17 protein-coding genes are annotated in these 21067 nt (G+C 62.2%); 9 read left to right on the top strand and 8 right to left on the bottom strand.

Features of this window, described 5'->3' with window-relative positions; genetic code table 11:
• The first annotated feature begins 6 nt into the window (after window positions 1–6).
• Window positions 7–888, top strand: coding sequence for a GNAT family N-acetyltransferase (locus KP004_RS17565; RefSeq protein ID WP_216799712.1), 882 nt, complete (start codon window positions 7–9; stop codon window positions 886–888).
• A 31-nt stretch (window positions 889–919) separates the two neighbouring features.
• Entirely contained in the window at window positions 920–2083 is a 1164-nt protein-coding gene (gene nhaA / locus KP004_RS17560) for a Na+/H+ antiporter NhaA (protein ID WP_216799711.1), read from the top strand.
• A gap of 62 nt (window positions 2084–2145) precedes the next feature.
• Here the strand turns inward: nhaA and KP004_RS17555 are convergent, their stop codons facing one another.
• From KP004_RS17555 to KP004_RS17540, 4 genes are all read right to left on the bottom strand, one after another.
• Window positions 2146–4023, bottom strand: a complete 1878-nt coding sequence (locus tag KP004_RS17555) for a tetratricopeptide repeat protein (RefSeq protein ID WP_216799710.1) — start codon at window positions 4021–4023, stop codon at window positions 2146–2148.
• Window positions 4024–4078: 55 nt separating this feature from the next.
• Entirely contained in the window at window positions 4079–4678 is a 600-nt protein-coding gene (pal, locus tag KP004_RS17550; RefSeq protein WP_216799709.1) for a peptidoglycan-associated lipoprotein Pal, read from the bottom strand.
• Between the two features lie 117 nt (window positions 4679–4795).
• The gene (locus KP004_RS17545) at window positions 4796–5131 is read right to left on the bottom strand and encodes a hypothetical protein (protein WP_216799708.1); all 336 of its coding nucleotides are present in this window, start codon (window positions 5129–5131) and stop codon (window positions 4796–4798) included.
• 189 nt (window positions 5132–5320) lie between these two features.
• Window positions 5321–6283 (bottom strand): TolB family protein, encoded by a 963-nt coding sequence (locus KP004_RS17540; RefSeq protein ID WP_216799707.1) that lies wholly within the window; start codon window positions 6281–6283, stop codon window positions 5321–5323.
• Between the two features lie 326 nt (window positions 6284–6609).
• Between KP004_RS17540 and KP004_RS17535 the strand changes: the two genes are divergently transcribed.
• Both KP004_RS17535 and KP004_RS17530 read left to right on the top strand, forming a co-directional pair.
• On the top strand, window positions 6610–8625 hold the full coding sequence (locus KP004_RS17535) for a hypothetical protein (RefSeq protein ID WP_216799706.1): 2016 nt from the start codon (window positions 6610–6612) through the stop codon (window positions 8623–8625).
• A 324-nt stretch (window positions 8626–8949) separates the two neighbouring features.
• A complete protein-coding gene (locus KP004_RS17530) occupies window positions 8950–9870 on the top strand; it encodes a hypothetical protein (protein ID WP_216799705.1) in 921 nt (306 codons plus the stop codon).
• A 236-nt stretch (window positions 9871–10106) separates the two neighbouring features.
• Here the strand turns inward: KP004_RS17530 and KP004_RS17525 are convergent, their stop codons facing one another.
• Window positions 10107–10439 (bottom strand): winged helix-turn-helix transcriptional regulator, encoded by a 333-nt coding sequence (locus tag KP004_RS17525; RefSeq protein ID WP_216799704.1) that lies wholly within the window; start codon window positions 10437–10439, stop codon window positions 10107–10109.
• Between the two features lie 204 nt (window positions 10440–10643).
• Between KP004_RS17525 and KP004_RS17520 the strand changes: the two genes are divergently transcribed.
• Window positions 10644–11276 carry a flavodoxin family protein gene (locus KP004_RS17520; protein ID WP_216799703.1) on the top strand — a complete coding sequence of 211 codons (633 nt, stop codon included), beginning with the start codon at window positions 10644–10646 and terminating at the stop codon, window positions 11274–11276.
• 202 nt (window positions 11277–11478) lie between these two features.
• The gene (locus KP004_RS17515) at window positions 11479–12303 is read left to right on the top strand and encodes a nitroreductase family protein (protein ID WP_216799702.1); all 825 of its coding nucleotides are present in this window, start codon (window positions 11479–11481) and stop codon (window positions 12301–12303) included.
• Window positions 12304–12528: 225 nt separating this feature from the next.
• Here the strand turns inward: KP004_RS17515 and KP004_RS17510 are convergent, their stop codons facing one another.
• The 3 genes from KP004_RS17510 to KP004_RS17500 form a co-directional block, all read right to left on the bottom strand.
• Window positions 12529–14091 (bottom strand): YiiX/YebB-like N1pC/P60 family cysteine hydrolase, encoded by a 1563-nt coding sequence (locus tag KP004_RS17510; RefSeq protein WP_216799701.1) that lies wholly within the window; start codon window positions 14089–14091, stop codon window positions 12529–12531.
• Window positions 14092–14156: 65 nt separating this feature from the next.
• Complete coding sequence (locus KP004_RS17505) at window positions 14157–17537, bottom strand: acyl-[ACP]--phospholipid O-acyltransferase (protein ID WP_216799700.1); 3381 nt, start codon at window positions 17535–17537, stop codon at window positions 14157–14159.
• An 18-nt stretch (window positions 17538–17555) separates the two neighbouring features.
• Window positions 17556–18551 (bottom strand): amidohydrolase family protein, encoded by a 996-nt coding sequence (locus KP004_RS17500; protein ID WP_216799699.1) that lies wholly within the window; start codon window positions 18549–18551, stop codon window positions 17556–17558.
• A 186-nt stretch (window positions 18552–18737) separates the two neighbouring features.
• Between KP004_RS17500 and KP004_RS17495 the strand changes: the two genes are divergently transcribed.
• The 3 genes from KP004_RS17495 (at window position 18738) to KP004_RS17485 (ending at window position 21032) form a co-directional block, all read left to right on the top strand.
• Window positions 18738–20201 carry a sigma 54-interacting transcriptional regulator gene (locus KP004_RS17495; protein WP_216799698.1) on the top strand — a complete coding sequence of 488 codons (1464 nt, stop codon included), beginning with the start codon at window positions 18738–18740 and terminating at the stop codon, window positions 20199–20201.
• A 104-nt stretch (window positions 20202–20305) separates the two neighbouring features.
• Window positions 20306–20512: a hypothetical protein gene (locus tag KP004_RS17490; RefSeq protein WP_216799697.1), complete on the top strand. Its 207-nt coding sequence runs from the start codon at window positions 20306–20308 to the stop codon at window positions 20510–20512.
• A 211-nt stretch (window positions 20513–20723) separates the two neighbouring features.
• Window positions 20724–21032: a TRL-like family protein gene (locus KP004_RS17485; RefSeq protein ID WP_216799696.1), complete on the top strand. Its 309-nt coding sequence runs from the start codon at window positions 20724–20726 to the stop codon at window positions 21030–21032.
• Window positions 21033–21067 lie beyond the last annotated feature (35 nt).

The following is a 21067-nucleotide window of genomic DNA, read 5'->3' as shown; positions in this document are numbered from 1 at the left end:
AAAAGCATGACAGACGAGATCGAAAAGATGGGGAAATCGCTTTTGCGCCATGACCGCCGTGACGGACAGGCGGTCCTTGTGCACCTCGATCCGGGGGACGCACCGGGCATCGTCGCCGACCTGGAGCGGGTGGCCATTTCCCGAGGGTACACCAAGGTATGCGCCAGGATTGCGGCGGCCCACGCCCGCCATTTCGTCGCAGCCGGTTACCAGCTGGAGGCGGCGATCCCGCACTTTTACGGCGAGGGCGACACCGGCTGTTTCATGACCAGATTCTTCGTCAAGGAGCAGATGCTGGAGCGGGCGCCGATGCTGCGCAACGCGGTCCTGGCTACCACCGAGTTGCAGCCCCCGGCCCCTGCAGTGACGCTGGCCGAAGGGGGGACGCTGCGGCTGGCCCAAGCGGCGGACGTTGACCGGGTGGCCGCCCTTTACGGCGAGGTGGGGGTGGCCAAGCCTGCCGCCGTCCACGACCCCCGTTTTTTGGAGGCCGCCCTGAACAGGGGGGATCTTTTTCTGGGGGTGTGGGTCGCAGAGGCCCCCGTCGCCATGTGCGCGGCACACCTCGACGCCGCCTCCGGCAGCGGCGAACTGGCCCACTTTGCGGTTCACCCGCAGCACCGGGGCCGGGGGCATGCCTTGCTGCTGCTGCAGGGCATGGCCCAGGCCTTGAGTCCGCTGGGGGTCAGGCTGCTGTGGTCGGCGGTGCGCGCCTACGCCCCCGGCATCAACATCACCTTTGCCAGGGGGGGGTACTGTTACGGCGGTACCCTCACCAACAGCACCAATATTTACGGTACCCTTGAGAGCGTCAATGTCTGGTACAAGGCACTGGGCGACGATCCGGCCCTCGCCTGGAGTTCGGTTTTTCCGTCGAGCCCGGCCTGATGGCACAATCAACCTCCCGTAGGGGACGAACATGACCATTGAAAGAGGCAAAAGAAAGCTTGCCGGGCTGTTCGCCGAGTTCCTGGAGAGCGAGATGTCCTCGGGGGTGGTCCTGTTCCTGGCCACGGTTGTCGCCATCACTTTGGCGAACTCTCCCTTGGCCGACGCCTATGGCCGTCTTTGGCATGCCGAATTCCTTGGGCATACCTTGCAGCACTGGATCAACGATGGGCTGATGGCCGTCTTCTTCCTTTTGATCGGGCTCGAGATAGAACGGGAACTGTACGTCGGGGAGCTTACCGACCACAAAAAGGCCTTGCTTCCCATAGTGGCGGCAGTTGGGGGCATGGCGGTCCCCGCTGTGATCCACTTCCTCCTCAATCACGGCACCGCGACTGCAAAGGGGGCCGGTATCCCTACCGCGACCGACATCGCCTTCGCCATAGGGATCCTGTCCTTTCTGAAAAAGAGGATCCCCTCGACGCTGAAGGTCTTCCTGGTGGCCCTGGCCATCATCGATGATCTCGGCGCCATAGTGGTGATCGCTTTGTTCTACGCAGCGGGGTTGTCGATACCGCACCTGGTGGCGGCCTTGGCGGTTTTCGCGCTGTTACTGGCCCTGAACCGTTTTGGATTGAGCAGGCTTTCCATCTTTTTGCCGGTTGGGCTGCTCATGTGGTACCTGATGCTGCAATCCGGTGTTCATGCCACCATCGCGGGGGTGCTCCTCGCCTTCGCGGTTCCGTTCCGCTCCGGGGACGGGGCATCTCCGTCATACAGGCTGCAGCACTTCCTGCACAAGCCGGTGGGCTTCGTCATCATGCCGCTGTTTGCTTTGGCCAATACAGGGCTTAGGCTCCCGGAGCGCTGGCTGGATTCGGTGGTGACGGCCAACAGCCTCGGCATCATGATGGGGTTGCTGATCGGGAAGCCTTTAGGGATATGGCTGTTCAGCTACCTGGCGGTCAGATGGAAGTTGTCCGCGCTGCCGGCCGGCGTACGCTGGAGGCATGTGGTGGGGGCGGGGATGCTTGGTGGCATCGGCTTTACCATGTCCATATTCATAACCACGCTCGCTTTCGAAGACGATCAACTCCTGATCGGCTCCAAACTTAGCATCCTGGTGGCTTCGGTGCTGGCAGGCGGGACCGGCTACCTGATTTTGAGGAACGGGACCGGGGCCAGGGTGAGATGAAGGTGAGAAAAAGGAGGCGCCGGCCCGGCGCCTCCCTCATTGGTTCCTGCCGCTTCGGCACGTCACCGTTTGGACTTCGATCTTTTCTTCGAGCTGATCTTTTTGGGTTCGCTCTTCTTCCTGGATCTCGCCCTCTGCTTCCCTTCATGTGATTTCTTCTTCTCGATGTGCTTTTTGCTGGTAACGTTCAGCTTGCTCCACAGTTCGACCGGCTCCAGTAGGTCCGGGTCGGCCGCTCTGGCGGCAGCGAACGCCTCCTTCGCCTTTTCCTGGTCGCCCTGCTTGAGGAAGATCTTCCCTCGCGCGTTCAGTGCCCGGGCGTGATCGGGTTTTATCTTCAGCGCGGCGTCGAACTGCTGCAGAGCCTTGTCGTCTTGCCGCTTGAAAGCATAGACGACCCCCAGGCGGTACTGGCTGTCGGCGCTTTGCGGGTTGAGCTGCGCATCCTCTTCCAGCAGAACGACGACGTCATCGTAACGCTTCTGTTTCACGAGGAGCGAGATCAGCGCGTCGCGTGCCTGTGCATTAGCCGGGTCGAGCTTCAGGGCGTCGCGCAGGTGGTGCTCCGCCGGTTCGGGCTGCTTCATGCGCAGTAGCAGGAACGCGACGCTGCGATGGGCCTCGCTGTTGGACGAGTCGAGGGAGAGCGCCTTGTCATAGGCGGCCGCCGCCTCCTTGTACGCGTGTCGTTTCTCCAGCAGTCGGGCGAGCTTCAGGTAGTTGATGGGGTTGTCCGTCTGCCGGGACACGAGTTCGCGGTAGGAAGCGATGGCTTCATCCAACTCGCCGCGCAGAGTGCGGATGTCTGCCAGCCGCCTGCGGGCCTCGCTATTGCCCTGGTCGAGCCGCAGCGCGGCTGCGAAGTTGGCCACTGCCTCATCGAGATCCCCCTTGCGCTCGTAGAGAGTGCCCAGGTGGTAGCGCAGCCGGGTGGAATCCTCCTTCCGCCGCAGGGCGTCTTCGTAGGCCGAGATCGCTTCGGCATCCCGACCGGCCGCCATTTGGGCGTCACCCAGCTTCTCCCGTACCCCCGCCGTGTCCGGATTCTTAACCAGCAGCGCCGTGTACTCGGCGGCGGCCAGCGCGAGGTCGCCGGCACCCTCGTATCTCGCGGCCCGCTTGAGGTGGTCGGCTACCGTGACGGTGCGCTGCACCCCGGCTCGCGCGTATTCCTGCTCGGCCTCTTCCCGCTTGCCCGTCACCTCCAGAAGCTGTGCCAGCCTGAAATGAGCATTGGCGTTGCCCGGATCCTCGCGGATCGCCTCGCGCAGGTGAGCAGCCGCCTGGTCGTAATGGCGAGTCTCTTGGTACAGGGCGGCCAATTCGAGTTGGACCGTTACGTTGGTTGGTTGCAGGCGCAGGGCCTCCTGTAGCGATGCCAGCGCGTGCTGCTGATCGCCCAGGCCGGTGTAGCTGCGGGCGAGCCCGAGGAAGAGGTTGACGTCGTCGGCAAAGGCAGGCTGGGCCGCGAGGTACTGGCTCAGGGCCAGCGCGTACAGCTTCCCTTCCAGGAATATGTCGGCAAGGGCGCGGGTGTAGCGCGGGTCGCCGGACTGCCTGGACGCCTCGAAAAGGGGTACCGATGCCTCTTCGCGGTTCCCTTTGGCCAGCAGCAAGAGCCCGAGGCGCCCCTGGGCCTGGAGGAGTTGACGATCCTTGGCAAAAGCGTCGCGGTAGGCAGCCATTGCCTCGTCACTTTTTCCGTCTGCCTCAAGGGAAACCGCCTTGAGGTACAGTGCCGCTGCTCCGTCGCGGCAAAGCGCGTGGACCTTCTTTTCAGTTTCGGCCCGCTCGGCTGCCGGGGTTTCGGGTGCTATTTTGTCAACGGCTTCCCGCGCTTCGGTGCACTTATCCTTGCCGCCCCAAGTGAAGCCCATGCAAAGAAAGGCGAGCAGGATCAGGCCGGCCTGTAGGGACCGGCGTAAAAATATTTGGCTCATGTTAATGACCTTAAAACGTTGAGGGGCCGACATGCGGCCCCTCCTTCCGTTCTATCTATTTGTTGATGCTGAACTCGTCGCGCCTGTTCTTGGCCCAGGCGGCCTCGTCGTGGCCGGCCACGGCGGGCTTCTCTTCGCCGTAGCCGATGGTGGAGAGGCGGCTGGCGGGGATGCCCAGGGACACCAGGTATTTCATCGCAGACTGGGCGCGGCGCTCGCTGAGTGCCAGGTTGTACTCATCCGAGCCACGCTCGTCGCAGTTCCCCTCGATCCGGATCTTCACGTTGGGCGTCGCCTTCAGCTTGGCGTAGTTTTCGGTCAGGGTCTTCCTGGCGGCATCGCTCAGCACGTCGGAGTCGAAATCGAAGTAGATTTTTTCCAGCGCGCCGGCGAGGGCGGCCTCGTTGTTGGTCAGTGCCGCGGGCTGCGACTGGATCGGCTCCGCCTTGATGCTGGTAGCGGGGAGCGCGGTCGTCATCGGCATTGCCTGTTGCGGCGCAGCGGGTGCCTGGACCTTGGCGGGCGCCGCCTGCTGGGTGGTCGCCGAAGGTGCGACGGGCTGGTCGGACTTGACCGCCTGCTGTTTAGCGCAGCCGCTAAAGATGAATACGCCGGTGCAAAGGACCGGTGCCAGTCGTTTCAGAGTTTTTTTCATGGAGTTCCTCCCTTGTTGGTTTGGTTGTTCGAGCGCGACAAAGCGCGCGCGGGCGGCAAGCGAGCGCTGTTCATGCACAGTGGTGATGACAGGCGTTGTGGTGCCTGATAGGGGATGTCAGGCAGCGGTGACGGGAGGTGCCCGCGAAAGGTTGGAGAAAACCGGGGAGGCGCCCACGCCCTGGGTAATGGGCGGGAAAACGGTGCAAAGTGCGGCATGCAGAACCGGCTCGCAGCTCGGCGCCGGCTCCGCATGGATCTGGTCCAGGGACTTCTTGGCAACCGTCTCCTGCGACTTCTTGAACTGCTCCTCAAGGTACGCGCGAGGCTTTGGTTTGGGGCGGTTCGGACGCGACAGGTCCGGACCGCGCATCCCGAAGGTAAGGATGCAGATCGAAGTGAGGCAGGTGACCAGCACCAGGAGACTTCTATGGCTCAGGTTCTTGTAGATCATAGCTCTGTGTCTGCGCAAAGATTGCAGCGAACCAGAGGGTTATAGCGCATCTGCAGCGGAAACACAACCGGCTACTTTAGGCAGCTGCGGCCCACCTGTCAGTCCCCTGAAGCTGCGCCTGATCATTTCATGTTTGGGCAAGACCATCGCTGCACCGCAGCGATTGAGAAGTCGCGACCGGTGACGGTGTCAGCGCCTGGAGTTGCCTATGTCAGCAAGGTAGATCCCGTTCAAGTCGCTGAAGACAACGTAGTCGCCGTAGATTGCGGGCGTGTACCGGTCCTGGCTGCAGCCGGCGAGCGGGGTCTCTTTTCCGGTGACCAGGTCCAGGACATGGATGTTCTCCAGTTCACCCTTTGAGTTGTCGACAAACGCCACCTTGGTGCCCCATATGCGCGGGAAGCGCTGGTTGGCGTCGCTCGTGGTGAGCCTGCGCTCCTGTCTGCTGTTGATGTCGTAGAGGTAGATGTCGTAGTTGGGGAGCACGTCCTTGTTGCGGTTGTCCTCCCAGACCACCAGGTTGTCGTAGACCGAGGGGGACCACTGGGCCTCCGGATTGGAAGTCACCCGCTGCTCCTTCCCTTTGGGCAGATCGTAGAGGTAGATATCTCCTGAATCGTTACGCTCATCCTTCCAGGCCAGGTAGTCGATTCCAAGTGCGGCAAAACCTTGGCCTGCCTGCCCGGCTTCCATGCGCTTTTCCTTCCTGGTCATCAGATCAAGGAGGCAGACCGTCGCCTTGCCTTCGTTCATCTCGGTATAGGCCAGGTAGCGATCCGATACGGCCAGGTCCACCTTGGGAGTGGCGGAAAGCACTACCGGCTCTTCCTTCCCCTCGGCGATGTCGTACATGTAGATGTCCGACGTCCCGTTGCGGTAATCCTGCCAGTAGATCCTGTTGCCGTAGATGCGGGGCTTCTTGTGGTTGTCCCCACCTTGGGTGATCCGAGTTTCCGTGCCGGTCTCAATGTCATAGAGGTAGATGTCGGCCTTGCCGTCGCGGGTATCCTGCCAGACCACACGGTTTCCGTAGACGTCGGGAAACTGCCTGGTGCCTACTCCGGAGCTGATCTGTTTGACCGGGATGTCCTGGGCGCTGCACCAGGAGCCGATCAGCAGGGATGCGATGAGCAGGCAGATGGTCTTCTTCATTGGGTTCCTCGCTTTGGGGGACGTTGTCAGGCTGTTTGAGCCGCCTGCTTTTGTATGAAATTTACCTTGGCATGTCAACGTTTCAGTTCTGATAGGCATTTCACCCTAACTTGTGGTGTAAAACACCCAAAAAGGTGAGGAGCCCCACCTAGTGCCGGTCGCCTGATGCGAGTCGTCAAAAAATTAATTAGAGAAAACGGGCAGTTATTACCGCGAAGCGAGTTGGTATAAGGGTTGCTTATTGGCGGAGGTTTGTGAAAACAGCAACCGTGGCCACGGAAGACTGTCGATTCATCACTGCAGGGAATAATTCCAAGGAGGCAGACATGAAGAAATCCGTTTTGGTAGGGGGCGTGCTGCTGGCATCCTTCTACGGGACCGCTTTCGGCGCGACGCTGTCGGTGCAGACGGCGACCAACAAGCTGAACTACGGCCAGAGCTCCGTCGTCACCGTCAAGGCCAACGCAGAAAACGGCACCACCAGGATCACCACGGGCAGCATCCGCTACGCCAACGTCACCATCAAGAATCCCAGCGGCACCACGCTTTTGAACGGCGTCGCCATGAGCAAAGACCCCTACACCGGCTTCGCCTACTATAACTACACCCTCTCCAGCTCCGCGCCCAAGGGGACCTACACCGCGACGGTCAGCTTTACCGACACCAGCGGCAACACCGGTACCGGCTCCACCACCTTCAAGGTGCAGCTCCCGGTGCCGAGCCACGTAAGCTACGTGACCGCGTACAACGGTCCCGCCACCTGCATCACCAGCGCCTGCCACGCTGCCCAGGCAACCGCGATGTTCGGTTCCGTACATTACCAGTGGACCGGTGACAACCAGAAAGCGATCGAGCTGGCCGCCTCCGGTTCCAAGGCCTCGAAGCTGGGCGGCATCAACAACTTCTGCATCCAGCCGGACATGAACTGGCTGACCATCTTCGCCAAGACCGACGGCACCACCGGCCCCGGCGGCTGCGCGGTCTGCCATGCCGGCAACGGTCTCAAGCCCTCCACCACCTCCAGCCAGGCCCAGCTCGAGAACATCGACTGTCTCATGTGCCACGGCAACGGCTACTCCAGGAAGGTGGTCCAGAACGCCGACCTCACCTTCTCCATGGCCCCGGCCGACGGCCTCAACGTGCTGTCCATCGCGCAGAACGTGATCCGTCCGACCCGTGCGGCATGCATGCGCTGCCATGAGAAGTCCGGCGGCGGCGACAACTACAAGCGCGGCGACATCGAGTCCACCAACAAGACCTGCACCAAGGCCTACGATGTGCACATGGGCAGCGACGGGCAGAACTTCCCCTGCCAGGAGTGCCACCGGACCACCAACCACAAGATGGCCGGACGCGGCTCCGACATGCGCGCCCTCGACAGCACCACGCCGCTCTCTTGCGAGAACTGCCACTCCCGCATCCCGCACCGCTCTACCAACGTGAGCTACACCGACCTGAACCGCCACAGCGACAAAGTCAACTGCTCGGTCTGCCACGTGCCGACCTTCGCCAAGACCATCCCCACCGACATGAACCGTGACTGGTCCGTCATGGAGATCGATACCGCCAAGGCGCTGTGGGATCCGACCATGATCAAGGCCACCAACGTCATGCCGACCTACGCCTGGTTCAACGGCTTCAGCCACTTCTACAAGTTCAAGGATCCGGCCAGCCTCGATGCCCGCGGAGTCCAAGTGATCAGCAAGCCCGACGGCGCCTTCGAGGACCCGGCCGGCAAGTACTCCAAACTGTTCCCCTTCAAGCTCCACACCGGTTCCCAGCCGATGGAGACCACCACCAAACAGCTGCTGCCTTTGAAGAACAAGTACGCCTTTGAGACCGGCGACGTGACCACCGCCATCCAACTGGGCGCCGCAGCACAGGGGATGACCTACAACGCCCACACCTTCATCCCGACCGAGCAGTACGAAGGCATCTTCCACGGCGTCGGTCCCAAGACCACCGCGGTTTCCTGCGCCAACGGCGGCTGCCATCCGCAGATCACCACCGGCGCCAACAGGATTCCGTTCTCGACCCTGGGCTACACCCGCCGTGGCACCACCGCGCAGATGTGCGATGTCTGCCACTCGCTCAAGAGCTATACGAGCTTCACCAGCCTGCACAGCAACCACCGCGACCGCAAGAACTGCGCGGCCTGCCACGGCACCGGCTACCCGCTGAAAGAGCCGGTCACCACGCTGTGCGACAACTGCCACAGCAGGGAGACCTTCACCAGCGCCAACTCCGTCCACAGCAGGCACGTTCAGGGCAAAGGGTATGACTGCAGCAACTGCCACACCTTCAGCGCCGGCATGACCGGCGGACACACTGAAGAGCACTAGACCTTAGGTCGAATCCTGTAGCGCCAGTAGCACCGAAAAGCCACCCATCCGGGTGGCTTTTCCTTTTTGGTGTGGCCGATCCGTATGGGCGAATAATCATTCGCCCTGCCGCAGGTGCTACGATCACCGTCAATGGCGGGATCGGTCAAGGTGCAAACAGGGCGAATGGGTTATTCCCCCTACAATGGTCACGCGTTGACTCAGACGCCGCTGCTTTGGCTGCATCAGTCAGTTTGTGGTATATTGATAGACGCGCGCTACCAAGATTAGCGGCAGCGCCGGTTTTAAGCTATCTACAACACCTACTGAGAGATGGAGGACGACATGCGAAGATTGCGTTACGGCTTCATTGTGCTGGGGTTGTTGTTCTGTCTGACGACTACTGCAACTGCTTCAGTCAGCGTCGGCATCGGCATCGGGCTTCCCAATGTGAGTATCGGCATCAACCTTGGGGGATACCCCGATCTGAGACCGATCCCCGGCTATCCCGTCTATTACGCCCCCAACGTCTACGGAAACTATTTCTTCTACGATGGCATGTACTGGGTCTTCTGGAACGATGCCTGGTATGCGAGCTCCTGGTACAACGGCCCTTGGGCGCTGGTCGACCCGTACGTGGTTCCGTTGTACATCCTGCGCGTTCCGGTGCGTTATTACCGTGAACCGCCTCCGTATTTCCGGGGCTGGGGGCCGGATAGACCCCCGCGCTGGGGCCAGCACTGGGGCCGCGGCTGGGAAGACCGCCGTCACGGTTGGGACCGCTGGGACCGCAGCCGTGCACCGAGACGGGCACCGCTGCCCACCTATCAGCGCAGCTACTCTGGCGACCGTTACCCGGGCGTCGAGCAACAGCGCCGGCTGAACAGGGAAAGCTATCGCTACGAGCCGCGCAACCCCGCGGTGCGCCGGCACATGAGAGCTGTTGAACAACGCCCGCCGGCACCGGCGCCCCGCCAGGAACGTCCTGAGATGAGAGGGCCGGCAGCGGCGCCACCGGCACCGATGCATCGCGGGCCGGAGCACGAGCGCCAGGCGCCGATGAGGATGGAACCGCGGGCGCCGCAGGGCGTTGAGCCACGGCAGATGGAGCCCAGGCATGAGCCGCGCATGGACCGGATGGAGCGCCAGGAACGGATGCAGGAGCGCATGCCGATGGAAAGGATGGAAAGAGGTGGAGGCGGTGAGCGTGGCGGCGGTCCGGAGCGTGGACGCGGCCCCGATAGAGACGAAGGCCGCGGCCGTTGATGCCGTACGTGATTAGCCCCCGACCCCGCCTGCTGCGGTGTCTTGTCGGCGAGAAAGCGCACCTCCCCCTGGAGGGGGGAGGCTGGGAGGGGGGAAGCCGGATCGAGCCGCTACGCTCCCCCTCCCTGTCCCTCCCCCCTCCGGGGGCGGGAACGCTTCGGCAACTTTATCAGAAGCGCAAAGAGCCCCTTCCGTTATGGGAAGGGGCTCTTCTTTTGTATCGGCTTTGAGAACCGCTAGAGCGGATTACCGGCCTGGGCGTAGTTGCGTCCCCAGTCGCACATCATCTCCAGGATGGGGAAGATGGTTCGCCCCTGCTCGGTCAGCGAATACTCCACCTTGGGCGGAACCTGCGGGTAGACCTTGCGGTGAACGAGTCCGTCCGTCTCGAGTTCGCGCAACTGCTGGGTGAGCATCTTTCTGGTGGTGTCGGAGAACTGGCGCTGCAGATCGGAGAAACGCATGGTCTCCTGTGCCAGGTGCCAGAGTATGGACGCCTTCCACTTCCCCCCGACCAGCGCCAGCGTCACGTCGATGCCACACTTGTACTCCCTGTCCCGAAACGTCATAAGTTCTGCCGCCGATTGATTGTGCTGCATCACGTCCCCTGCCTTTGTCATGGTTTCCAAAAAGGTACTGTGTTTCGATACGGGTACTACGTTTCGAAAAAGTTCGTTATTGACGATTCGAAACTAATGGTCCTATATAGCGCATCCGGCCAAAAAAGAAAAGCGTCCGGTTCACCCCAGACCGGCTCAACGGGAGGAGCAGATATGAAAGTCGTCGCATTCAACGGCAGCCCCAACAAGGAAGGGAACACCTATCACGCCATCAAGCTTGTGACGGCGGAACTGGAGCAAGAGGGGATCGAGACCGAGATCGTCCACGTGGGCAACAAGGCGATCCGCGGCTGTATCGCCTGTTACCAGTGCGTGAAGAATCAGGACGAGCAGTGCGCCATCAAGGACGAGGTGAACGAGTGGGTCCAGAAGATGAAGGAGGCTGACGCAATTATCATCGGCTCCCCGGTGCACTACTCCGGCGTAGGCGGCACCATGAAATCCTTCCTGGACCGTGCCTTCTTCGTTGCCGGTGTCAACGGCGGCCTGTTGCGTCACAAGGTGGGCGCGGCGGTCGTGGCGGTGCGCCGCTCCGGCGGGGTCACCACCTTCGACGAATTGAACCACTTCCTTAACTATTCCGAGATGCTCTTGCCGACCTCCAACTACTGGAATGTCATCCACGGCAGGACGCCGGGCGAGGCGCTGCAGGACGGCGAAGGGGTGCAGATCATGCGCGTGCTGGGTAAGAACATGGTCTGGCTCCTGAAGCTTTTGGAAAACGGCAAAGGCGTCGTACCCGAGCCGGAGCGTGAAGCGAAGGTAATGACCAACTTCATCAGGTAAGCCGAGAAACAAGAACCTGAAAGCTGTTACGCAAAGAACGCTGGGTATCCGCGAAGGACGCAAAGGAAAATCTTTTTAGGGAAAAGGCAAAATCTTGAACCCGGGTAGTTGATTTTCGCTTTCTTAGCGTTCTTCGCGCACCCTTCGTGTGCTTTGCGTAACTGCTTTTGACTTAATGCACGTAGAATTTTGAGGAGAGACCATGCTCGATTTCAAGGTTGCCAAGGATAAATGTACCCGTTGCGGGCTGTGCGTAGCCGACTGTCCGGCCCACGTGATCGACACGGCGGACGGCTATCCGCTGATCACGGCAGAGAAGGAAGCCGGCTGCTACCGCTGCGAGCACTGTTTCGCGGTCTGCCCGACCGGCGCGGTTTCCATCCTGGGCCTGGACCCGGGGGAGAGCACGCCGCTCACCGGCGACTGGCGCCCGGACTCGGCGCGACTGGAGACCCTGATCAAGGGGCGGCGCTCGGTGCGTCGCTACAAGCCGGAGAACCTGGAGCCGGAACTTATGCAGCGGCTCCTCGAAGTGGCATGGCACGCGCCGACCGGGGTCAACACCCGGCAGGTCCGTTTCACCGTCATCGACGATCGCGAAAAACTGGCCGCCTTCCGCGACGAGCTCTTGGCAGGTATCAAGCGCCTGGTGCGGGAGAACGCCCTTCCCGAAGGACTCGCCTTCTTCGCCGATTTCGTGAAGCTCTGGGAGGAGCAGGGAGTGGACGTGCTGTTCCGTGGGGCGCCGCACCTGCTGGTGGCGTCGGTGTCGAGCAAGGCGGTATCGCCGCTGCAGGACTGCATAATCGCGCTCAGCTACTTCGAGCTTTTTGCCCAGGCCAACGGCGTCGGGACCGTCTGGGATGGATTGGCCAAGATCGCCATAGCCGACCTGGTGCCGGAAGCGCAGGCAACCCTGGGTCTTCCGGAGGATCATACCCTCGGCTACTGCATGGCCTTCGGCAAGCCTGCCGTCCAGTACGCCCGTACCGTGCAGCACCGCGGGGCGCTGATTCACCGGGTTTAGTAAGCCAAATCCCCCGGCGCGAAAAGGGGACTGGCTCCGCCAGGTGCCTGTCCCCTTTACAACCACATACACCCACCAAAAAGGGGGCTGGCTCCGCAGGTGCCTGTCCCCTTTTTCTTTTATTCCCTTCGTAGACCTTCCCCCTCCCCGACCCTCCCCCTCCGGGGGAGGGAGGATCGGCGGTACAACTCCCGCCCCCGGAGGGGGAGGGCTGGGGAGGGGGAATCATCGTGCCGCCTGACTCCCGTTATTGACTCCCATCAGCTTGGCCATGGTATCCAGCTGGTTCCCCGTAACCCTGCTCCCCTCGTGATAGAAGGTGACCAGTTGCAGCGAGCCCCCCTTGACCGCCTTGATGGCCACGTCGTCCGGCGTAAAGGTGGTGCGCCCGAGCGATTTCTTGGTGGGCCAGTCGATCCCGCTGTAGCTCAGGTAAACGAGCTTGGAGCAGTAGACCCGCCCTTTGGACTCCACGTCGAAGTTGAAGTCGTAAGGCTTGCCCACCTGGCGCAACGCCTGGATCACCATGTTGGCACGGTCGGAACGGGTGGCACCGGTCTTGCGCAGGATGCCGATGCTGTCGATATTGAGGAAGTGCTGCATGGTGTTCATCTCGACACCGGAACGCAGCGCCTCGACCACCTCATGCCCGCTTCTGATCTGCTCCTGGTAGGGACGCACCACCGGGTGATCCCAGATCCCCAATTCCTTCAGCTCCGCCTCGCTCCCGGTCCAGACCGCAGCATGCCCCCAATACCCGGGGATCAGCTTGTCGGTCAGCCTAAACGGCGTCTTTTCCAGCAGGATGTCACCCGCCTGCAGCGTCTTCTGCACCTCCGCCCGAACGTCCTCGCGCCCGTAGAGCTTCCCCTTGCGGGTCTCGACCAGTCCCACCGCGTTGCCGAAGATCATGCTGAACAGGCTGGTCCCTTCCCGCTCCAGCCCGAGCACCGTGTCGGTGGTCACGGCTCCGAAGAAACCGAGCTTGCGACCCACCACGTAAAACGGCGACCACTTCTTCACCATGTCGTAGGAGGGGCTCTGCTTGATCAGCGTGGAGACGTAGTCCATGGCCAGCGTGTCGGACGAGAAGGGGGATTTGCGGATCTGCTTCTCGTAGAACTTGATGGCCTTGCGCACCCTTTGCCGGTTGGAGATGGAGTCGTAGCTCATGGTCACCTTGGCGAGCTCGGCGCTCCTCACCGCGTAGCCTGGGTCACGTTCGTTCAGGATGCGGCGCAACTTGCTGTCTCCCTCGAACAGGGAAACAGCGAGCAGGTAGTTGTCGTAGAGAACCAGGGCCGAAGAGAGCGAGAGCATGACTCCTTTCAGCCGGCTCTCCTGGGTCACCCCCAGCGCGGTCAGCTCCTTGTCGCCGGCGTCGAGCCAGCATTCGTGCGCCTCGGCCAGGGCCAGAAGCTTCTGGCGCAGCGCCATATGCTGGATGATCCCCTGGTTGATCATGGCGAGGTCGTCCCCGGTAAGCGGCTTGCCCTGGTCCATCTCCTGTTTGATGCGCAGGCCGGTCTTGATGGTCTCCGCCCGCAGCGAAAGCGCTTCTTCCGCCAAGGTGCGGAACTCCGTCAGCTCCCTGGTCAGCCCCTGCTCCACCGACGCCTTGCCGCAGCCGTGCGCGGCCAGGAAGTGCCCGGCACAGGTTTTATTGGACTCGCCTTCGCTGCAAAGCCCCTTCTGGGCCAGGTCTTTGAGCGAGTCGCCGGCCTGGACGGGGAGGGCGCAGGAAAAGGTGACAAGGAGCGAGAGCAGGATGTAGAGCCGAAGTTTCATGGCAGCCTCCGTGTTGGCATTGAATTAAACGCGCAAAAGATACCGGCACTTCACTGCCGTGACAACTAATTTGTTGCCGCGAGCGCCAGTTCCTTGAGCCCCTTCAGGTCCAGCTTGCCGGTGCCGAGAATGGGAAGGCTCTCCACCTCGACATAGCCGTCGCGTCCCGGCTTCCAGAGGTTGGGGAGCTCGCTTTCCGAGACAAGCCGCGATAAGGTGGCAGCGTCGGTGGCGCCGCGGGTGTACACCACCACCAGCCGCTCCCCCTTCTTCTCGTCCGGGACCGCGGTCACCGCCAGGACCCCGGTCTGCCCGAGCCGCCCGTGCAACTCGTCCTCGACCACGCCGTGGGGCACCATCTCTCCGCCGATCTTACTGAAGCGCGAGATGCGATCGGTGATCCTGATGAAGCCGTCGTCGTCCATGATGCCCAGGTCCCCCGTCGCGTACCACCCGTCCCGCACCACGGCGGCGGTCTGTTCCTCTTTGCCGAGGTAGCCGACCATGACGTTGGGGCCTTTCACTTCGATCATCCCGGGCTGTCCCGGGCTCAGCACGGTGCCGCTCTCGGGGTCGACCACCCGAATGGCAACGCCGGGGATCGGGTGCCCTACGCTCCCTTCCTTGGCGCCCAGCTGGCGCACGCCGTCGATCTCCACGTCGGGCAGGCTCAGCGAGATTACTGGGGAAAGCTCCGTAGCACCGTACCCTTCCATCGGGCGCACCCCGAACTTTTCCTCGAAGCTATCGGCCAGCTTGCTCCTCAGCTTCTCGGCGCCGGTGATCACCAGCCGCAGCGTGGCGAAATCCTCGCGCTTGGCGCGACGCAGGTAGGAAAGCAGGAAGGTTGGTGTCGCCAGGAGCAGGGTCGATTTGTGCTCGCGCACCACCTGGGCGATTTTTTCGCCGTCGAGCGGATTGGGATGATAGGCGGCGGAGAAGCCGCTGGTGAGCGGGAACCAGAGCGTCGCGGTGAAGCCCAGGGAGTGGAAGAAGGGGAGGGCGGAGCAGATGTTGTCGTTCAGGTCCACCCGGAACACCATGCGCAGCGCCTCGATGTTGGACATGATGTTGTGGTGGCTGAGCATCACCCCCTTGGGCTCGCCGGTGCTCCCCGAGGAGAAGATGACCGTGGCGCTTCTGTCGGCGTGGAAGCCGTTGCAGCGGCACAGCAGCGACGTGGGGTAGAGCCGTGCCTTGAACAGGGCGACGAGCTTGTCCAGGCCCGAGATGGTCGGGGCGACGTCCTCCAGGCAGATCATCCCTTCCAGGTGCGGCAGGGTGGGGATCTTTTCCAGGAAGGCGCGCGAGGTGATCACGGTACGGATGCCGCACTGATCGATTGCGGACCGCAGGGAAGCCTCGGATGCGGTGAAGTTGAGGTTGACGGTGACCCGACCCAGCATGGAGAGCGCGAGGTTCGCCAGTACGCCACCGGCGGAAGCGGGGAGCAGTAGTCCCACGTGCTCCTCAGTTCCGATCAGCCCCTCCAGCTTGTCCGCCAGTGCCACGGCGCCGGTGACGGTGCGGCCGTAGCTCAGGTTCTTGCCGGAGGTGTCGGCGACGGCCCGGCGTCCCCAGTTCTGGCGCGCGGTGCGGATGAAGTACTCCGGCAGCGGCCTGCGCTGTTCTTTGCGTGAGGCGAAGTAGTCGCAGGAGAGCTCGGCCACCTTCTGACGCACCTCCACGGCAGGGCTGGTGGCGGGCAGCGGGGTGCCGAACAGGATGGTCACCGGGTACGGCGAGAAGGCCGGCAGCCGCGAGAGGAGTTTGCCGTGGGCATAGGAGAGGATGCTCCCCCAGGCACCGCCGATGTAGACCGGGATGATGGGGTAGTCGGTTCCCTTCACGATGCGCTCGAAGCCGCCGCGGAACTCGCCCAGCATGCCGTTTCGGGTCAGCGCGCCTTCGGCGAAGATGCAGACCATGTACCCCTCGTCCAGGGCGGCCCGGGCGCTTTTGATGAATTCCAGCATCTCGCGCTTACCATCGGCCGAGGAAACCGGGATGACCCCCATGAGCCGGAACAGGCCGCGCAGGACCGGAGTGTTGTAGATGCTGCGCTCCATGACGAAGCGGATGCGGCGCTGGCAGGTGGCGGTGAGGAGCAGGGCGTCCGCCCAGGTGACGTGGTTCGGGATCAAAAGGGCCGGCCCCTCCACCGGCAGGTTGTCCCGACCGATGATGCGCAGGCGGTAGAAGATGCGCATGGTGACCAGGGCGATGAAGCGGAGCAGGAAGTCCGGCAGGATCCGGAATGAAAGGATGGTGAGCACCAGGGTAAGTGCGCCGATGATGCTGAAGCCCTGGGCGGCTGAGAGTCCCAGCGGACCGCTGAAGAGCCAGGTGAGCCCGGAGGCGAAGAGGATGCCGATCCAGTTGATGAAGGTCGAGGCGGCCAGCACCTCGCCGCGCATGGAGGCGTCGGCACGCAGCTGGATGAAGGTCTGCAGCGGCAGGCTGAAAACGCCGGCGGAGATGCCGAAGCAGACGATGACGGCGAGGCATACCGGGAGGCTGGCGGGGAGCGCGTGCAGCAGCCACGGAGAGAGGGTGAGGCCGGCGGCGCCCAGGGGCACGATGCCGAACTCGACGTCGCGGCCGGAGAGCTTCGCGGCGAGCAGTGACCCCAGGCCGATGCCGAGCGCGGCGGCGAGGAACAGGTAACCGCTATGGGTCTCCGAGAGCCCGAGTCGCTCCATGCCGTAGCCGATCAGGTTGAGTTGGGCGAAGGCACCGATGAACATGAACCAGGCCAGTCCGATGATAGCGAGCATGAGGTGGCGGTCGCGGCTCACGCCCTTGATGGTGCGCAGGATCTCGGTCGGGAGCAGCGCCACCGGGTGGTTGGCGTCGCAGTGCTCGCTCTTACCGATCCCACGGGCCGAGCAGAGACCGGCGACCGCGATGGCGAGGCAGAAAAGCGCTGCCACCCAGAAACGTCCGTCGACCAGTTGGGCCAATCCGGAGGCCAGTCCGGTGCCGACGATGATCGCCATGAAAGTGCAGGATTCCATTGCCCCGTTGACCCGGGAGAGTTCTTCCTTGGCCACCAATTCCGGGAGGATGCTGTACTTCGCGGGAGCGAAGAAGGTGCTGTGGGCGGCCATCAGGAAGGCGACCAGGTAGAGGGCCTGCTCCAGGCGCAGGGCGAAGGCCGCGACCGCCAGGAGCGTCACCAGGACTTCGACCAGCTTCACGTTCACGATCAGCTTCGCTTTCGGGAAACGGTCGGCGAGGCAGCCGGCCGGTGCCGAGAAGAGCAGGAAGGGGAGCACGAAGGCACCGCCCACCGCAGCGGTGACGGCGCCGGCATGGGCGCGCCCGTGGCTGCCGATCAGGAAGAAGATGATCAACAGCTTCAGGATGTTGTCGTTCAGCGCCCCGAGGAATTGGGTGGTGTTGAGCCAGGCGAAGGATTTTGATGTAGTGGTGTCGGTGCTCATTGCGGTGCTCCTGGTGGCTTAAAGCCTGATGATGGCGTTGGCGTTGAAGAAAATCTGCTCCGGGACGCCCAGCGCTTCCTTGAGGGCGACGTCCTGGTCCCACGGGTTGGTGATCTGCGAGACCTGCAGCATGCGCCGCGGCGAGAGCCGGTTCGGGAACCCTAACGGAGTGACCGCCGCCGTGTTGGGGATGGGCATGTCGGTGCCGTAGAGGAGCCGATCGAACAGTTCCGGGTGCTTGAGCAGGCGTTGCAGGTGCGTCAGGCGGTTCAACTGCGTGAGCGCGGAGATGTCCGCGTACAGGTTGGGGTACTCGCCGCAGAGTCTCAGGAAGCGGCGGTGGTTGCTTTCCCCGTGGTTGCGGCCGTTACTGGCGGCGTGCGCGGCGATGACGTTCACACCGAGGCTGAGCGGCAGCCTCAGGCGCTCCGGGTCAGCCAGTTCGTTACGGACCGCGGTGAAGGATTGTTCCGAGCCGGTGTGGGTGAGCAGCGGCAAGCCAAGCTCCCTCAGCTTCAGGTAGAACGGGGTCAGGCTCCGGTCGGCGGGGTCGAAGTGCTGGATGGAAGGGAGCCACTTGACCAGCACCGCTCCGTCAGCCGCCGCCCGCTCCAGGCGCTCCAGGGCGTCCCGGCGCAGGGGATTGATGCTGGCGCCGAAAAGGAGGTTCGGGTACTTGGCCGACTCCGCCGCCACGAATTCGTTGGGGATGAACATCTCAGTCTGGGAGCGGTCCAGTTCACCCTTGTCGTCCACCGCACCGTCCATGGCCAGGATGACCGCGGCGGTCACCCGCTCCGAGGTGGCCAGGCTCTGCGACGTGCGCCGCATGACCAGCCCGTCCCCTTCATCGAGCAGTTCCTGTTCCGTCACGCCGAAGGCTTTCAGGAACACTCTGTATCTCCAGCTCCTGCGCATTGCCGGTGAGATGAAACAGCCGCTGTTTCCCGCGCCGATGCCGGCGGTGTGACAGTGGATGTCGATGATGCCCTTTGCTGTGGTGGTAGCGTCCATGTCGGTCTCCCCTGAGTCGGATGCCTTTACTATTACAGGTACTATGCCAATTGTAGATCCGTTAAGAGTGTAGGCGTAACATGCTGATTCCGTGTTGTTAGTGCGCTGAGTTTTGCCGCGCACTCAAAAGGCAACTTGACATTATTTGTACATTGATAATACATATAATGTATGACTGCTACAAAAATGACAGATCAAGAATGGGCCTTCCTCGAGACAGTCGCGCGGGCTGCCTTTGCCAATCCCTTTGGCGAGACCAGGGACGATCTCGATTTTGCCATCGGAGGCGCGCCGCGCGGGTCTTCGTCTGAAGAGATCCTCGACTCGGTACTGACCCGGGTCGCAACGCAAGTGGAGAGCCTGCGCCGCCGGGGGCTTGCGGACCTGCAGGGACAGGGGGGACACCGGCGCGAGGTGCTGCGCAGGTTCTGTCTGTTCCACGTCTTCCATCGTTACGTCGACCACTTCGACCGGCTCATCCAGGAGCAGTTGCAACAGGGGGACAAGCCCTGCCGCGTCGGCTTCGCCCGGCAGGCGCTGGAGGAGCTGTCCGGTTTCGGCCTCACCGCGGAGGAGGCGGAGCGGACCTTCGCCGTTTTTTACCAGCTGCGCCGCGCCTTCTACTTCATCAGGAACGGGCTGGTCGGGAGCTCCCCTTCCATGAAGGCGCTGCGCCGCCACCTTTGGGACTGCGTCTTCACCCATGACGTGCGCTGGTTCGAAGCGGGGTTGTGGAACCGCATGGAGGAGTTTTCCATCCTGCTGCTCGGTGAGACCGGGACCGGCAAGGGGGCCGCGGCCGCCGCCATCGGGCGCTCCGGCTTCATCCCCTACGATCCTGCCCGAAACGGCTTCACCGAGAGCTTCACCCGCAACTTTGTCGCCATCAACCTGTCCCAGTATTCCGAGGGGGTGCTCGAGTCCGAGCTGTTCGGGCACAAGAAGGGCTCCTTCACCGGCGCCGTCGAAAACCATGAGGGGCTTTTCAGCCGCTGCGCGCCGCACGGTGTCATCTTCCTGGACGAGATCGGCGACGTCAGCATTCCCGTCCAGATCAAGCTCTTGCAGGTCCTGCAGGAGCGGGTCTTCTTCCCGGTCGGAAGCCATGAACCCAGGCGTTTCAGCGGCCGCATCGTGGCGGCGACCAACCGGCCGCTCGACGAGATGCTCCTCGACGGGAAGTTCCGCGACGACCTCTATTACCGCCTATGCTCCGACGAAATCATCATCCCGCCGCTACGCCAGCGCCTGAAAGAGGAGCCAGAGGAGCTGGAGTCCCTGCTGGAGGCCATCCTGCGCCGCATCGCCGGACAGCCTGTTTCCGCGCGCGAGCGGCAATTGGTGCAGAAGGTGTTGCAGCGCGATGTGGGGCGGGAGTACGACTGGCCGGGCAACGTGCGGGAATTGGAACAGGCCGTGAAGCGGATCATTCTGACGGGGCGGTACCAGGGGGTGAAGCGGGAAAAGGGGAGTGGAGACGCGGTCCAGCGTCTGGCCGCGGGGCTCAGGGACGGCGCGCTCAACGCCGAAGAAGTGTTAGCCGCCTACTGCGGGCTTCTCTACGACACCCACGGCACCTACGAAGAAGTCGCCCGCCGCACCCAGCTCGATCGACGCACGGTGAAGAAGTATGTGCAGATGGGGAGCTAGCGACGCGAGCGCAGCCGTTGACCGCAACTCCTGATCGCACCTACAATAAGAGGTGGGCGACCACGTGCAGCGGCAACAATCGAACAAGATAGGTGTGAGGTATCATGACTGGCTCGAAAAAGAATTTAGGGACTGACTGGGAGCGCGTGAAGCAGGAGGCTGTGGCCGATGTCCCCGTTCTTTACGACGCAGAAACCGATCTCTATGATCCCAACGATGCGGAACAGGTAGCCGACTTTTTTGCTAAAGCCAAGGTGGTGCGTAAACCCCGAAGAACTAAAGATAAGAGCACCAAAGATTTACACCCGTAGATCTTCCAAGCTGCCCCGCAAATGCCCCTTGAATTACTCCCCCTCCCTCAGGCAAATCGAATAAATACCTTCAAAAACTTGAATATATGTTTCACGCGTGCTATGGTCTCCACCGTTAAGTTCTTGAGATCATTGCTCGACGTTGGCGGAAACTGACGCTGCGGTGGCTTCGGGGGCGTGAGATTGAAAATTTTGTTATGAGGAGGAAGCAGTGAAGAAGATTCTTTATGCAGGTCTGTTGGCTGGTTTTGGGATCATGTCCGGTTGTGCCTCGCCCTTCCCGATGGGCGCCCTCTACACTGAGCTGAAGCTTCCGGTTGCGGCTACCGCTAACGGCGGCGAGAGAAAGCATGGTGTGGCCGAGTGCAAAAGCGTGCTGGGGCTCGTGGCAACCGGTGACTGCAGCATCGAAACCGCCAAGAAAAACGGCGGCATCAGCAAGGTTTCTACCGTCGACTGGGAAGGCAAGAACATCCTCGGCCTCTTCGGCGAGTACAAGCTGCACGTCTACGGCGAATAAACAGGAAAAGCATCGAAACGACGAAGCCGGGCTCC

This window comes from Geomonas oryzisoli, from assembly GCF_018986915.1.
Classification (GTDB): domain Bacteria; phylum Desulfobacterota; class Desulfuromonadia; order Geobacterales; family Geobacteraceae; genus Geomonas; species Geomonas oryzisoli.
This window is presented reverse-complemented; position numbering and strand designations above follow the sequence as displayed.